Here is a 15,487-nt window from a genome sequence, read left to right on the forward strand (position 1 = left end):
TACCGCAAATGGAATTGCAATGAATAAGAACCTCTACCGCGTTGTTTTCAACAAGGCTCGCGGGCTGCTGATGGTAGTGGCCGAAAATGTGAGCAGTCAGGGGAAATCACCCGGAGCGTCTGATGGTCCTGTTGGAACCCGGTGCGTCGCAGTCATCGGCGGCGTCCGGTTCGCAATCATGGCTGCTCTTGGGCTTGTTGCCGTTATCAGTACGCCATCCTGGGCGTCTGGAGTGGTCGCTGACTCAACTGCGCCATCGAATCAACAGCCAGGCATCATCAACAGCGCCAACGGCACGCCTCAGATCAATATCCGCGCGCCCAGTGCGGCTGGCGTATCGCGGAACACCTACAGCCAGTTCGATGTTGAGGGTAAGGGCGTCATCCTCAACAATTCAAATCGCAGCGTCCAGACTCAACTCGGTGGATGGATCGAGGGTAATCCACTACTCGGACAGACCAGCGCTCGGGTCATTCTCAATGAGGTGAATGCGGCCAATCCGAGCCAGCTGCGCGGTTATACCGAAGTGGCCGGACAGCGTGCCGAAGTCATCATTGCCAACCCTGCAGGGATTACCTGTAACGGTTGCGGTTTCATCAATGCTGAACGCGCCACGCTCACTACCGGTCGGGCACAGATGGAAAATGGGCGCATTACCGGATTTGACGTGACAGGCGGGACGCTTCGGATCGAGGGAAAGGGGCTCGACACTGCCCAATCCGACTACACGAACCTGATCGCCCGAGCAGTTGAAGTGAACGCCGGGATCTGGGCAAACGATCTCAAAGTCACCGCCGGGCGGAATCAGGTCAACGCCGATAATACGCAGGCCAAACCGTTGGCGGACATCGCCGCAGAAATGCCGAGCGTCGCCATCGACGTCGCTCAACTGGGTGGCATGTACGCCGGCAAGATTATGTTGATTGGCACGGAGTCAGGCGTAGGTGTTCGCAACGCCGGACAGATTGGCGCCATGGCCGGCGATGTCACTATCAGTGCAGACGGCAAGATACAGAATGCCGGCACGATCAGCAGTGCGGTCTCTACCCGAATAAACAGCCGTGACGCAATCGGCAATAGCGGATCGCTGTACGCCAAGGGTGATGCGATCCTTGAGAGCGCCACGATTATCCGTAACAGCGGAACCATTGCGGCTCAAGGCGACGTCAATCTCAAGGCTGCAACGATCGTCAGTGACCTGAACTCGACACTGGCGGCGGGCTTGACGGACGACGGTGAACTAGGGCGTGCTGGTAACCTTGTCCTGACAGCCGAACAGATCAAGTCGAATGGACAGAGTCTGGCCGGAGGTGATGTCACCGCTCGCGGAGTGAATGTCAATTTTAGCGGAGGCGAGATCAGGGCCGGGAACATCCAGATCGAATCAGGCCAGCTCGACCTATCAGATAGTACTGTGGACGCTTCGCAACGCCTGTCAGCGAACGCGACTTCAGCGCTGATCACGGAGCGGGCGCGAGTCACGGCCGATTCGCTAAGTATCGATGCTGGAACACTGTCAAACCTAGGTGGCGAACTCGTACAGTCAGGTACGGGTAGCACGACCATACGGGTTGCCGGCGCGCTGGGTAACCAGGATGGGCGCATCGCCAGTAACGGCTCTGACCTTCGTATTGACGCGGCTGCTGTAGACAACACGAAAGGCCGGATTGAGCATGCGGGCAACGGCCTGCTGGATGTTCAGACCGAATCGTTTGATGGCTCCCAGGGCTTGCTAGCCAGCAACGGATCGCTCCAGGTGAAGGCAAACGACGTTGTCCTTGATAGCAGTGTAACTCAGGGCCGGGGTATTTTTTTTCAGGTCGGCGATCTCAGCAACCGCGGCGGGAAAATGCTGCAGGTAGGCGACGATCCGCTGAGCATCACCGCCACAGGCCGTCTGGATAACCATGGCGGCCTCATCAGCAGTAGCGGACCGGCAACCTTGAAAGCTGGAATGCTAGACAACACCGCAGGCAAGGTTCTGTCCACGACCGGTGGAGACCTGGTTATAGCGGCTGAGGGATCGGTTGTTAATACCAACGGAACCTTGGGATCGAGCGGTGCCGCCACCCTGACCGCTTCATTGTTCAGCAACGGCGGGGGCACGCTGAGTGCGGCGGATAGCCTTGCAGTCGCAGCCGATGACCTGAATAACGCCAAGGGCACAGTGGCTGCCAAGCAGGACGTCACGATTACAACCGAGCGACTGAACAACGAGCAAGGCGTTATTGGCTCCGTGGACTCGGATCTGACGATCAGCGTGAAGGAAAAGCTGGGCAATGCGGCAGGCCGGCTGGAGGCCGCTGGTGACATCAGCGTGAATGCCTCCGGTATCGACAATGCAAAGGGCACCATCAGCGGGCATAACCTGGATTTGGACGCTCACGGAGAACGTCTGGACAACGGTGGAGGAACGATTAACGCCCAGGCGGGCTTGGTTTCCGAAAGCGGCGAACTGCTCAATGTCGGAGGCCTGATCCAATCGGCGGGGGACCTCAAGCTAGACACGGGGTCCGACCGGCTTGTTAACGCAGCCTCAGGCGACGCCGGAGGCATAGTCAGTCAGGGTGAGCTGCAAATCCTAAGTGCACACGTCCTCAATGATAAAGGCTTTATCGCGGCCAAAGACGACGTACTGCTTCAAGCAACAAGCGTCATAAACCGCGGACAGGTGATTGGTGAGGCCGGCATTCGGATTCACGGCTCCAATCTAGCCAACGAGGCGGGCACGATCCAGGCGCGCAGCGATATCGGTCTGGCAATCGCGCAAGATATCAATAACACCGGGGGTTTGATCCGCTCGGGCAGTCACCTTGATATTGAGGCTGTCAAACTAGACAACAGCCTGACCTCAGGCGCTGAAACTGGCATCGAGGGACGTTCGATGCGCCTGGCCGTTGATAGGGTTATCAACCGGTCTGGGGCCATTCGGGCAGACGAATCAATTGAGATCGGTGCCAGCCAGTCCGTCGACAACGACAGCGGTCTTATCTCGGGAGGCACGCAGCTGAAGGTCAGTGACCGCGACCCCAGCCTGCAGCGCCTGTCGGTATCGAACACCGGCGGAACCCTGATAGCAGGCAATCTCCTATCGCTCAACGCCGCCTACTTCTCGGGTACCGGCCGGGCCTTGAGCCTGGGTGACCTGACATTCCGCAGCCACAATGGGTTGACCAATAGCGGTCAGTTTCAGGCGAACAATGTGCTTGATCTGGCGGTTGCTGGCGACCTAACCAACAGCGGCAGCTTGGTGGCAGGTTCGCTGCTGCTCAGCGCCAAATCCTTGAACAACCTTGTCAGCGGGGAAATCAGCGCGTCACAGGTGAGCGTAGAAGCCAGTGACTCGCTCGTTAACCGGGGCCTGATCGACGGCCAGCGCGTGCGGCTGCAAGCCAATGCGTTAACCAACCTCGGGACTGGAAGGCTGTACGGCGATCAGCTCTCCGTTGAGGCGACTAGCCTTGTAAACAGCGACGAGAATGGCAGTGCGGCTGTCATTGCCGCGCGGGACGAACTCAATATCGGCGCCGACGTGCTTAGCAATCGCGAACAGTCGCTGATCTTCAGCGCCGGGGATCTGTCGATCGGAAAGACGCTAACGGCCGATGGGAAGGCGCAGGGGCGTGCCCAGTGGCTCCATAACGCGAGCGCTACGATTGAGTCGATCGGCAACCTGTCCATGGATGTGCAGAGTATCCGCAACACCAATGAGCACTTCAGTACTCGCATTGCCGAGGTCAGCCGAGAGGCGGTACAGGAGTACCAGCTCTCCGGATCATCCAATCGCTACTCCAAAGACCAAATCACGCTAACCCATGACGAGGTAGATTACCTTCACACGCCTGACGGGAGCGACGATACCTGGAATCGATACGACTACACGCGCGTCATTCAAGAGACGCAAATCGTCTCCTCGGCCCCTGCGCAGATTCTGTCGGGTGGCAACTTGCTGATCAAGTCAGGAGATGTCCTCAACGATAACAGTCGGATCATTGCCGGCGGTTTGCTGCAGGGCCACATTGATCAGCTGACCAACACCGAGCTGCAAGGTGAGCGCGTCATTGCAGATCAAGGCTCGGTCACCAATTTCTACCGCAAGAAGAAAAAGGGACGCGATGACCAGGGCAGTAGTCGTGCGGCCTATACACCGGCGCCCGTCATCCAATCGATATCCCTGTCGCCTGCCGTCTACCAACAGACTGCCAACGTGGTCGGTACCGGCACGTCGGTGGCCGGACACGGCAGCCAGCTAGTAGCCCAGCAGGTCGCCACAACCGGCGCACTGACCGCAAATGCCGGTGGAATGCATCAGGTCGGATCGATCATCGAGGTTGCCGCTCAATCATCCGAGCAAGGAAGTGCTGTCCCAGAGCACGTTCGCACCGGCGGATACTCGGTAAGTCTGCCCACCAGCAGCTTGTTCAAAACCAACCCGAGCGCACGCACCGGTTTCCTGATTGAAACCGATCCCAAGTTCGCAAGCTATCGGACCTGGTTGTCCTCCGACTACATGCTGGACCGGCTTAGAATCGATCCGGCGCAGAGCCAGCTTCGTCTTGGCGATGGTTTCTATGAGCAGAGACTTGTTCGCGAGCAGATCGCGCAATTGACTGGGCGGCGCTTCCTGGAGGGCTATGCAAGCGACGAGCAGCAGTATCGATCGCTGATAGACAATGCCGTTACCGTCGCGAGCGAGTGGCAGCTCGTCCCAGGCATTGCACTGACGGCTGAGCAAATGGCGTCGCTCACCAGCGACATCGTTTGGCTAGTCGAGCAGCCGGTAACGCTTCCCTCCGGAGAAGTCAGGACCGTCCTGGTACCTCAGGTCTATGTTCGCGTGAAAGAGGGTGATCTTGACGGCTCAGGCGCCTTGATTGCCGGCCAGCAGCTCAACCTGGACATCAGCGGTGATGTGATCAACAGCGGTAGCCTGGCTGGCCGCAGCGTCATGTCGTTGACTGCACAGAATATCGACAACCTCGGTGGACGCATCCAGGCTGACAAGGCATCAATTCAAGCACGTGAGAACCTCAATAACCTCGGCGGGCTGATCGGCGCGGTGGATTCGCTGTCCCTAAGCGCAGGACAGGACATCACTGTTGCGTCCACCACCCATGAGAGCTCAGGCGCGCAAGGAGGCCGGACAAACCTGTCCAGGGTGGCAGGGCTCTTCGTCAGTGGCGCCAACGGCACCATGAAGGTGAGTGCAGGCAACGATGTCAATCTCGATGCTGCACAGGTGGTCAATGCTGGCGACGGCCAAACGGCAATTAGTGCTGGTCGAGACATCAACCTGGGGACGGTTTCAGAGGCGCACGAGCAATCCATCGCCTGGAACGCCAGCAACTGGCGTAAAGATGCCAGCCGAACGGAGGTCGGCTCTGTCATTCAGTCTACCGGCGACCTTCAGCTGAGCGCCGGTCAAGACATCAACGCCCGTGGCGCAGATGTAACAAGCGACAAAGGGATGGTACTGGCTGACGCGCAGCGTGACATCAATCTCACTGAGGCCGAGAACTACCAGTTCGCCGACGAGGCGCACAAGTTCAAGGGCAAGAGTGGGATGTTCTCAAGCAAGACCACGACGACCCGAGATACCGTCACCCAGACCCTGGTGGCCGGCTCTACCGTCAGTGGTGAGCAAACGTATCTGCAGGCCGGTCGAGACATCAACGTGCGCGGCAGCAATGTGGTTTCCACGCAACAGACGATCCTGGTAGCTGACAACAATATCAATATTGAAGCGGCGGCCGACCGGGTCACCGAGCGTCACGACAAGACGGAGAAAAAGAGCGGCTTGTTCAGCGGTGGCGGCATCGCGGTAACGATCGGGAGCCAGCAGCAAAGCGTCGAAGATGAATCGACTCGGCGGACAGCGGTTGGCAGCACCATCGGTTCAACTGACGGCGATGTCTTGATTGCCGCTGGGAAAGATTATCGCCAGGTGGGTAGCCAAGTCGTCGCCCCCAAGGGTGATGTCGATATCAGCGCCGAGCGCATCGATATTCTCGAAGCACGCAATATCAGCGAGCGCGCACGTGAGACCAAGTTCAAGCAAACAGGGGTGTCAATCACGATCACCAATCCGGTGATCAGTGCGATTCAAACTGCCGAGCAGATGAAGCAGGCATCGGATAAAACCGATAACAGCCGCATGCAAACCTTGGCACTGGCCACGACCGCGCTGTCTGCAAACAATGCTGCCACCGCTGTCGCCCAGAATCCGGCGCAAGTCGGCGGAGTTAACATCAGTATCTCCCTGGGTAGTCAAAAGAACGAAAACACCGTCACTCAGCGCAGCGACACCTCCGCGGCTTCCACCGTTGCGGCGGGCAACGACGTGACGTTGACCGCCCGTGGCGCCGGCGATAACAGCTCCATCACCGTCCGTGGTAGCCAGATCAAAGCGGGGAACAACGCGACCCTCGTCTCAGAGGGCGATATCAATCTGCTCGCTGCTACAGACAGAGCTGAACAGCAGAGTGATAGCGAGGGAAGCAGTGCCAGCGTGGGAATCGGGATCTCCTTTGGCGGTAGCCAGAACGGCATTTCCTTCAACCTGGGTGTATCTGCTAATCGAGGCGAAAGCGACGGGGAAGACGTTACTCATACAAACGCGCGGGTCGATGCTGGCAACACGCTGGCATTGATATCTGGTCGAGACACCAATCTCAAAGGCGCCGTGGCGACAGGCAAGCAGGTTATTGCCGATGTCGGGCGCGACCTGAATATCGAGAGTTTGCAGGACACCAGCACCTACAAGGTCGACGAAAAGAGTATGGGTTTTGGCGTGAGTCTGTGCATCCCGCCGTTCTGCTATGGCGCAAGTTCCGTATCCGGAAATATCGGCAAGACGGACATCAATTCCGAGTTTGCAAGCGTCACCGAGCAGTCCGGCATTAGGGCGGGCGATGACGGATTCCAGATCCGGGTAGGTGGCAATACCGACCTGGGAGGCGCGGTTATCACGAGCTCCGACAAGGCCATCCAGGACGGTCGTAACACGCTCAGTACGGCCACGCTAACGACCCGCGACATTGAGAACGGCGCGAAATACAGCGGTAGCAGTATCAGCCTGGGCGGAGGGTATGGCGGCGCCGTCGGGAAGGATCAGCAAGGCAACGCACAGGCCGGTAGTGCCCAGACCCCGGGATCAACATTGCCAAGCGAGGGCGGGGTCAGCTCGGCCCTGCCAGTGGTCATTGGTGCACGTGACAGCGCGAGCAGCACCACGCGCAGTGGGATCAGCGGTGCGGTCATTGAAATCAGAGACGAGGCTGGTCAGCAAGCGTTGACAGGCTCAACCGCCGAGCAAACCGTCGCATCGCTGAATCGCGACGTGTCGAGCGATCGTGATACGTCAAACGCGCTCAAGCCGATCTTCAACGAAGAGGAGATTCGGGCCGGTTTCCAGATCGTTGGGGCGCTCACCAACGAGGTAGGTACTCTGTTGGCCAACAAAGCGAATGAGGTTGACGAAAAACGCCGCGCTGCAGATGAAGCGGAAGCCGCCGCGATGAATCCGGATCTGACCGGAGACCAGGCTTTGGCTCTTCTGCAATCTGCACAACAACTCAGAAAGGACGCCGCAGCGGTCGCCGACAAGTGGGGGGCGGGTGGAACCTATCGTCAGGTGACCACAGCCTTGGTCGCGGCGGCGGGTGGAAACGTAAGCGCAAGCAATGGCGCTTTCATACAAGGCTTGGTCGTCAATTACATTCAGCAGCAGGGCGCCGGTTATATTGGGAAGCTCGTGGAGGACGGCGCCTTGATAGAAGGATCCCCATCCCATGCTGCACTGCATGGGATCGTGGGATGCGCGGGCGCAGCGGCGAGCAGCCAGAGCTGTGGAAGCGGTGCGGCGGGTGCAGCCGCATCAAGTCTTCTCACGGGATTATTCTCCAATGCGAGCCCGAACGAGAGCGAGACCCAACGCGAGGCTAAACGAAATCTAATTGCGAGCCTGGTCACCGGCCTTGCCGCGGCTGGCGACCTCGATGCGGCCGCTGCAAACGCCTCCGCCAGCGCAGCCATTGATAACAACTGGCTGGCGACTCAGCAGCTTGTGCAGGCGAAGAAGGAACTGAAAGAGGCAGAAGGGCGCCTGGATGAACTGCAGGTCTTGGCGAAATGGGCGTTTATCAGCAAAAAGCAGGATTTGCTGACGCAGAGTGGCGTTGGCCTGGGCCTAGTTGAAGCGGGCTTCGATGATGTCCAGGGTCTGTCGCAGATGCTAATGCATCCGGTGGAGACCATCCAGGCGATCGGCAGGCTGATCAATGAGCCAGGCGCTTTGGCCGGTTACCCAGATGAGGTCAAGCTGCAGTTACAAGCCAAGATCGACCGCATTGAGCAAGCGCTGACAGTCGGGGGCGACGAGCATGCTGTGCAACTGGGCCGTGACATGGGTGAGCTGGTATGGGATGTCGGGGGCATTCTCACCGGTGTCGGTGGAATAGCGAAAGGGGGAGTTAAACTCGCGAGTGTCGGCATCAAGCTGGGCCGAGACAGCCTGGAGAAAATGGCAGTAGATAGCACCAAGCTGCTCAAGACCGACGCAGTTGATCTGGCGGGTGGTGGGAAAATTCTTGGAAATCCTCTCCGTGAGGTCGAGGTTAGCTCCGGCGCTAAAGGTGCTTGGACGAAAGAGTTGAATAAGCCAGAGCCGAACACTATCTATAGGGTAGACGGTAACAAAACCTACCAGACAGACAGTGTCGGGCGAGTTGAAAAAGTTGAATCTAATCTATCGCTTGCTAAGAATGACCGGAATACCTATCAGCAATGTATCGCCGGTAAGTGCGGGGTCAGCGGCGACGAAGGAGGACATCTGATCGCCAGTGTCTTCAATGGGCCAGGCGAGAAACTCAATTTGCTGCCTATGAATGGGAACTTGAATAAGGGCGCCTGGAAAAAAATGGAGAATAAATGGGCCGATGCGCTCAAGCAAGGGCAGGCGGTCTATGTGAAAATTGAGCCTGTCTATAGTGGCTCTGGTGCGCGCCCAGATAGATTTAGTGTCCAGTATTCGATTGACGGCGGTCGCCCTGTTATTATGGACTTCAAAAATTCACCAGGTGGTATTTGATGAGTGATCAGGCGTTGTATCAGAAGATCGGGCAACTTTTGGTTGATGCTGGGCCTTCGAATGCTCGGGAAATAGTAGTTCGAGCAGAGCTCTTTTCGGAAGGAGATGGCGGAAAGTATGAGTTCGATTATATAGACAACGGTGGTGTGTTAGATTGGTTTACGCCGGACGGACGTGCCGTAGGGGATCTCACTGAATTATTGGTGCAATTGCGAGATTATTTTTTGATCAATGACTTGACTGCTGGCAAAGGTGCTTGGTCAGGGTGTGAGATTTCATTGGCGGTTGATAAGATGAAGCTCGGTATCAAATTCAATTATGATGAATAAGACACTCTTCCGGTATGCTCTGAGTAAATTGGAGGCGTGCGATCGGTCGATGATCTGCGACCTTTAACTAGGTTCTGTATGAAAAGCCCGAACGGGTAGAATCGGTGCCATAAAAGGCTGGAGACTCGCATGGCTGAGCGCTACGAACTCCCAGATGCAGCTTCGAAACTGATCGCCGATCTGGTTTCCCCAAACAGAAAATAGGGCGACCTCGCAGTGATGATCGACTGATACTCATCGGCATCCTCTGGGCCTCGTGCTCAGGTGGCGCCTGGCGCGATCTGCCGGAGCGCTTCGGCCGATGGTTGACGGTGTATCAGCGCTTTCGTGATTGGCGGGGTGAAGGCATGTCGACCAAGTGCTTGATCGTTTGCATATTTGCCTAAATCATCGATCTGGATACATGGTTGATCGACTCCACGGCGGTACGAACAACCAAAGGCTCTTCTGGCGCCGGAAAGAAAGGGGGCCAGAAGAACCGGCAGACCATGCGTTGGGGCGTAGCCGAGGTGGCCTGAACACCAAAATCCCCGTGGTTTGCGATGCCGACGGCGTGCCTCTGCGTTTTCTGCTGTCGCCGGGCCAGGCCAGCGGCATCTCGAATGCTCAAGCACTCCAGGATCAGATCCGCATCCCCGGCAAACAAGGCCGGCCTCGCAAGCCAATAGCAATGAGTGGTAGGAAGACGTGATGGTGCGGGATCTCAAAGGAAGTGCTGATTACTGGTCAGAATGGGTAGATTATGGTGATCAGTACATCGCTGAGGCGAAACAGACAGCTGCACAACAGAATGCGGATCCCAATTATCTACCACAGTATTTATTTACCATAGCGCAGAAACATTGGCACCAGATGCTGCGCCGTTACTCAGCTGGCTGTCGTGTAGATACTCTTGCGATATACTTCCCAGGCTTGCTCGATGCATGGGAATGTTCAGAGCAATTAGGCCGCGAAATCTGGAGCAAGGAGCAGCAGGTTATCCGCAGCTCTTGGAAGCTTAATCTCGACCATTATATCAGCTGCTTTTGGCTTGTTGGACTTGGGCTGACGTTAGATATTCCGGATGATCAATGGTCACGGCTGATAGCGCTAATTGGAAATGAAGGACAAGATCGTCTTCTTGACAAAATAATATCCAAACGTTCACCAGCACGGGTCATTAGGGATGAAGTGCTCTATCCGACACCTTACGCGTTGCTCTTAAATGCTATTGAGGCACCAGTAGAGAAACAGGCCCTCCTTCTCAAGCAGTTCGTTGAGTCTTGGTTCGATGGGCTGGGCGCAGCCGTGCGAAATGCCAAGCATGGTCAAGCAGCAAAGGTCACGTATCCGTACTGGTATAAGTACGGCGATGAGAATTTCGCAGGCGGCGCTTACTTTGGTAGATGGTGCGTAGAGGCCGCCGTAGCTGCAAAGGTATTCCGGGTCGACGATGCCTTATGCGTTGGTAATCAGCACTACCCTGTTGACCTGATACACCTGCCGCGCAACGAGACAGACTCATCCGTGCAAGCTGAAGTTATGACAGAGCGCTCGGCTCAGCCTAGTGCCAAACGAGGTCTAATAGCTCGTTTGCTCAGTCGGCGGAATTGATAACGGGCGGCAGCTTCCGGCTTGGCGAACGAATAGTGGTAGCTTCTAAAACGCTCCGCCAGCTGTGTTTATATTGTGAGGGCGCTTCGCCGAGAGGATCGCAGATGAGAGACGAGTTCGTCCCGATACATATCAAAAAATTCGGCGAAGCGAGTCCACACTGAACCGCCCCGGGTTTCGTGGAGGCCGTTTCGTTTAAGTCAGGCCGCCACGGCCTGATCTGTTTGCTGCTGGTGGAAGTTTGCCTCAGCCTCCGCAGGCGGGATATAGCCGATTGAGCTCAGCAGGCGTTGGTGGTTGTACCAGTGCACCCATTTCAAGGTCGCCATTTCGACGGCTTCGCGGCTCTTCCATGACTGACGGTAAATCAGCTCGGCCTTGTACAGCCCGTTGATGGTTTCGGCCAGGGCGTTATCGTAGCTGTCTCCCTTGCTACCCACCGAGGGCTCTATACCGGCCTCTGCCAATCGCTCAGTGTAGCGAATGGAGACGTACTGACTGCCACGGTCGCTGTGATGGATCAGCCCACCTGTGCAATGCGGCTGACGGGCATACAGGGCTTGCTCCAGGGCATCCAGTACGAAGTCTGTCTTCATGCTAGTACTGACTCGCCAGCCGACGATCCGGCGTGCAAAGACGTCGATCACGAACGCCACGTACAGCCAGCCCTGCCAGGTCGATACATAGGTGAAGTCCGACACCCACAACTGGTTCGGGCGGTCGGCATGGAACTGGCGTTGGACGCGATCCAGCGGGCAAAGAGCCTTGTCGCCAGCCACCGTTGTGCGCACGACCTGGCCACGCCTTATGCCCTGTAATCCAGCACGACGCATCAATCGCTCTACCGTGCACCTGGCAGCTGCGATGCCTTCTCGCCGTAACTGCTTCCAGACCTTCACTGCGCCATAGCACTGCATGTTGGTGTCCCATACGCGCTGGATTTCCATGATCAATGCGTCATCGCGTCGAGCGCGGCAGCAACGTAATTCGGGGTTGCGCTGCTGGGCCGCATGCCTACGGTAACCGGACGGGGCGATCTGTAAGACGCGGCAGATCGACTCGACCCCAAGACGGTCACGGTACTGATCGACAAAAGCCCTCAGGACTTGGTGCGGCGGTCGAGCTCCGCCTGGGCAAAATACGCACTGGCCAGACGCAGAATTTCATTGGCTTTGCGCAGTTCGCGGTTCTCCCGCTCCAACGCCTTGATGCGTTCGCGCTCTTCGGTTGTCGGGCCTGGACGCTGACCTGCGTCGGTCTGATGACGGCGAATCCAGCCATGCAACGTCTGCGCTGCACAGCCAATCTTCGGCGCGATGGCTTCAATGGCGGCCCACTCGGAGGGATAGTCGTTCAAATGCTCCAGAACCATGCGCACGGCACGTTCACGGACTTCAGGGGAGTAGGTCGTAGTCTTTTTCATGGCCTCATCTTCTCAAGAGTTGAGGCCTCCACGAAACCCGGGGCGGTTCAAGAGAATCGTTTACCCTTTCTAGTAGTACCTGTGGCTCGAGCTGGCTTGAAGTAGATAGCTAACGATTACGCGGGCTGTTCGGTGGCTTCGTTTTCCAGTAACGGTCGCAATCCCCTGTTAGCTACGTTGATCTGCCAGGCCTCGTGCGTTTCGGTCAACTGGTTGCGAACGGTGAAAGCGACAGGGGCCCGCTGCCAGCATAAAGTATCGAAGCGATAGTCAATCAGGGGCGCGCAGTCCAGTTGGATATTCTTTCTGTTCAGCAAATCGTGCAGGCACATATTTGGGAAATCGACATCTTCGTCAACGTACCAGTAGAGCAGCCAGCGTCCGCTTTCATCCAACGTCATCCCCATGTAGCTGCGGCATGCCGCCTTCTCGGCTAAGCAGTGGCGCGCATGAGTATCGAGTTCGAGGATGTCTATTTCGCTGCCGTTTTCACTGAATACGAGTCGATCGTTCGCAGCTAGCTGATTAGGTACTGGTAGCTGAAGTCCCTCAGATGGTTTGAAATGCAATCGATCAAGATCAGGAACGTCACGGCAGCACGAATAGGCTTCGCTAGCCAGCGCGTAAAGCAATAATAGCGGCGGTGTATTCTCATCCGCGTCGGCGGCTTTGACGGTAAGTAGCGTGCTCTGATCGGTCTGGCCTATGACCTTGCCGAATCGCATCCCGGCAGCGTGCAACCGCCTCAACAATGGGGCGGAATTGGCTATCTGGGCGAGCCCTCCCAAAGTATCAGCGTCAACCTTGAAGAGGCGGTGATAGCGCCAAGCCAATGGGTGTTCTTGAGCCTTCGCCAGCAACTGAATGTCCCGATGTCCCTGGGTACCGACCTCAAGCGGAAGACGTTCGCGAGGAAAAGACGGCGAGTGGCATAAGACCTGATAAATGTCTTCACTGAGCATTGTCATATCGCCATAGGGGAATGGCACGTACAAACGTTCCGGCCGATCTTGTCGCTCAAGCAAGCGGTTAAACAGCCGGGCTAGCGCCAGATCCACCTGGCGTGAATCCACGTCGTTTGTCCCATCTAACCCCTGAAGCCGTAACACCCCGTCCGTTCCATAATTGAGCTCACCAGGCTGAGTGCCCTTGCGCACGTTCAGATTAATGCCGCGGCGGGCAAACCAGCCTGCAAGACTTAACACCCGGGCGCTGAAAGCGCCGGACCCACTGTCGCACACACGATAGTTCCCAAGATGCAGGGTTTGTGAGTCGCGGACATGCTTCTTAAACGCGGGTAACGGTAAGGGCAGGTGCTCCAGACTGAAGAATCCTACGTCCTCCAGAGCCTTTACCAGCGCATCGGCATCCCGCCTGCCGCGGCGTAAAGACGGACTCAGATTCTGGGCGAGAAATACGAAAATACTGATCAGCGCGAGCAGTGGCACTAATATCAGAACGAGCAACAGCGTGGTCGGTTTGAGGTAATGCCCATAGCGCGCATAGAAGGCATCGACCTTACTCGTCGATTGCTGCTCGGCGCGGGCGCGATTGCTGCGGTAGATTACTCCCGATCCCCACGCAAAGAGGTAGGCCATAACGAGACTGAACAACGGTGTACTCACCAGACTCGCTAGGTCCTTGATGATTACGCGATCCGGTGTAGTGCTACTGGCGTATATCGTCAGTTGCTCGCCAAGCGCGTAGGGTTTCCCACGGGACGATTCGTTGTTGCTGGCGATAACATCCTTCCCGTTATTCTGATAGGCCAGCAGAGCAACATAGAGCGGTGGTCGCTCCGGATCTCTTTGCACCGTGCGGTATCCGCTCACGGTGGCCGAGTACACTTCGGCCGTTGCTACAAACCAGGTCGTGCGGGCGGCTGAAGAGAAAAAGCCGAATAGGAAGAGCGCTGCCAAGACTATTAGCAGCAACGCACCAATACGTTTAGCCGCCACGGCGTCTGCTCCTCACGAACGAGAATGGAGCAAGATGATCGGTCGAGTGTGTGCAAACACGTCCTGCGCTTAACATAGAGAGTCCATTCAAGAAAATTTAGATCGAGCTGTTATCGGCGATATTAAAGCGCCAGCCTTAGCTATAGAAAAGTATTTTTTGTAGGCTTGGGAGTCACTGCGCACTGCGGCCCAAGCGCCCATCTGCGCAATTGCTGCTGTCTTGGTTGGATTGGTGGCAGGGGAGGTCGCCGCGGACTCGTTGGATGAGGGGCTGGAGGGGTTTTCGTATTGGGACATTTTTAAAGCGAACCAAAACTGACAGAGGTCAGAACCGCACTTTCCGATGCGTTCAATGATTCTCTAGTGAATTACGACTACATAGCTAGAAAGATAAAGGACGTCGATCCTAGGATGGCGTACGACATACTCTATTCTGAAGTGGCGCCTGTGTGCTTTACCAATATCGCTGCGGCGATGCTTCCTGTTGGGACGGGCTTTGATCCAGGCTCTCTCAACATCATGATCGAAGGAAGGTTAGCAACTCGGGAAAACAGTTGGTTTAGACAGAAATTGGATAAGGCACTAATCGTCTGGTTGAAATACAACTACGGTTATATCTGGAAAAAGATTGTTGGGGCTTTGACCGAAAGGCCCACTGACTATTGACCTCGTGGGTGTTAGGGAACAGCCGTGACCGTACTAACTTACATCACCGATAAGAGGCACGTATGGCGAGTTGTGACGGCATCGCTTCCACCGGCGCCATGCATGGCGCTGATGTGTACACCGGGTCGAGCAGGACGCGTTCCTGCGCGGCAAGCAACCGGATCGTGGCCAGTGTGCCGGCGTTCGGCTCACCATAGCGCGGTGCAAAATACTGATCCCACAGTTCGATCTGTAGCCCCGTCGGCACCTCGACGCCAAGCAGATCGGCGGTGCGTTCCAACAACCCTTCGACCTTGGGCCGCTGCGCCGCTTCCGGGCGCGATACGGTTACCCCGATCGCCCGGATACCCGGCTTTGCATATTCGAGCGCCAGGGCCAGGCCACTGTGCGTCCCTGCGCTTCCGGAGGCGAGCAACGCTGCATCAAATTC

7 protein-coding genes, 1 pseudogene and 1 other annotated feature are annotated in these 15,487 nt (G+C 56.7%); of the genes and pseudogenes, 5 read left to right on the forward strand and 3 right to left on the reverse strand.

Going from position 1 to position 15,487, the window contains the following annotated elements:
* Positions 1–19: 19 nt before the first annotated feature.
* The 4 genes and pseudogenes from EA797_RS21080 to EA797_RS21095 all read left to right on the forward strand — a co-directional run bounded on the left by EA797_RS21080 (position 20) and on the right by EA797_RS21095 (position 11,010).
* Positions 20–9,088 carry a two-partner secretion domain-containing protein gene (locus tag EA797_RS21080; protein WP_167468843.1) on the forward strand — a complete coding sequence of 3,023 codons (9,069 nt, stop codon included), beginning with the start codon at positions 20–22 and terminating at the stop codon, positions 9,086–9,088.
* The gene (locus EA797_RS21085) at positions 9,088–9,417 is read left to right on the forward strand and encodes a hypothetical protein (RefSeq protein WP_122168867.1); all 330 of its coding nucleotides are present in this window, start codon (positions 9,088–9,090) and stop codon (positions 9,415–9,417) included. The genes EA797_RS21080 and EA797_RS21085 overlap by 1 nt, the downstream gene beginning before the upstream one ends.
* A 129-nt stretch (positions 9,418–9,546) precedes the next feature.
* Positions 9,547–10,078, forward strand: a pseudogene (locus tag EA797_RS21090) (IS5 family transposase); the annotation flags it as partial.
* A 29-nt stretch (positions 10,079–10,107) separates the two neighbouring features.
* The gene (locus EA797_RS21095) at positions 10,108–11,010 is read left to right on the forward strand and encodes a PoNe immunity protein domain-containing protein (RefSeq protein ID WP_122168869.1); all 903 of its coding nucleotides are present in this window, start codon (positions 10,108–10,110) and stop codon (positions 11,008–11,010) included.
* A gap of 200 nt (positions 11,011–11,210) precedes the next feature.
* Here the strand turns inward: EA797_RS21095 and EA797_RS21100 are convergent.
* Positions 11,211–12,433, reverse strand: a protein-coding gene (locus tag EA797_RS21100) for an IS3 family transposase (protein ID WP_116620509.1) whose coding sequence is annotated in 2 segments (ribosomal slippage) — positions 11,211–12,148 and positions 12,148–12,433 — 1,224 coding nt in all. Because the reading frame shifts where the segments join, the coding sequence is not laid out codon by codon here.
* Positions 12,039–12,155, reverse strand: a sequence feature (AL1L pseudoknot). (Overlaps the previous gene by 117 nt.)
* Before the next feature lie 116 nt (positions 12,434–12,549).
* Complete coding sequence (locus EA797_RS21105; RefSeq protein WP_122168871.1) at positions 12,550–14,391, reverse strand: DUF3592 domain-containing protein; 1,842 nt, start codon at positions 14,389–14,391, stop codon at positions 12,550–12,552.
* A gap of 315 nt (positions 14,392–14,706) precedes the next feature.
* On the opposite strand from EA797_RS21105, the gene EA797_RS21110 reads away from it, so the two are divergent.
* Positions 14,707–15,057: a DUF7079 family protein gene (locus EA797_RS21110; RefSeq protein ID WP_122168873.1), complete on the forward strand. Its 351-nt coding sequence runs from the start codon at positions 14,707–14,709 to the stop codon at positions 15,055–15,057.
* Between the two features lie 43 nt (positions 15,058–15,100).
* Here the strand turns inward: EA797_RS21110 and EA797_RS21115 are convergent.
* A partial coding sequence (locus EA797_RS21115) for a pyridoxal-phosphate dependent enzyme (protein ID WP_122168875.1) occupies positions 15,101–15,487 on the reverse strand: 387 nt, incomplete at its 5' end.

The sequence above is a fragment of the Stutzerimonas zhaodongensis genome, from assembly GCF_003696365.1.
In the GTDB taxonomy this organism is placed as follows: Bacteria; Pseudomonadota; Gammaproteobacteria; order Pseudomonadales; family Pseudomonadaceae; genus Stutzerimonas; species Stutzerimonas zhaodongensis.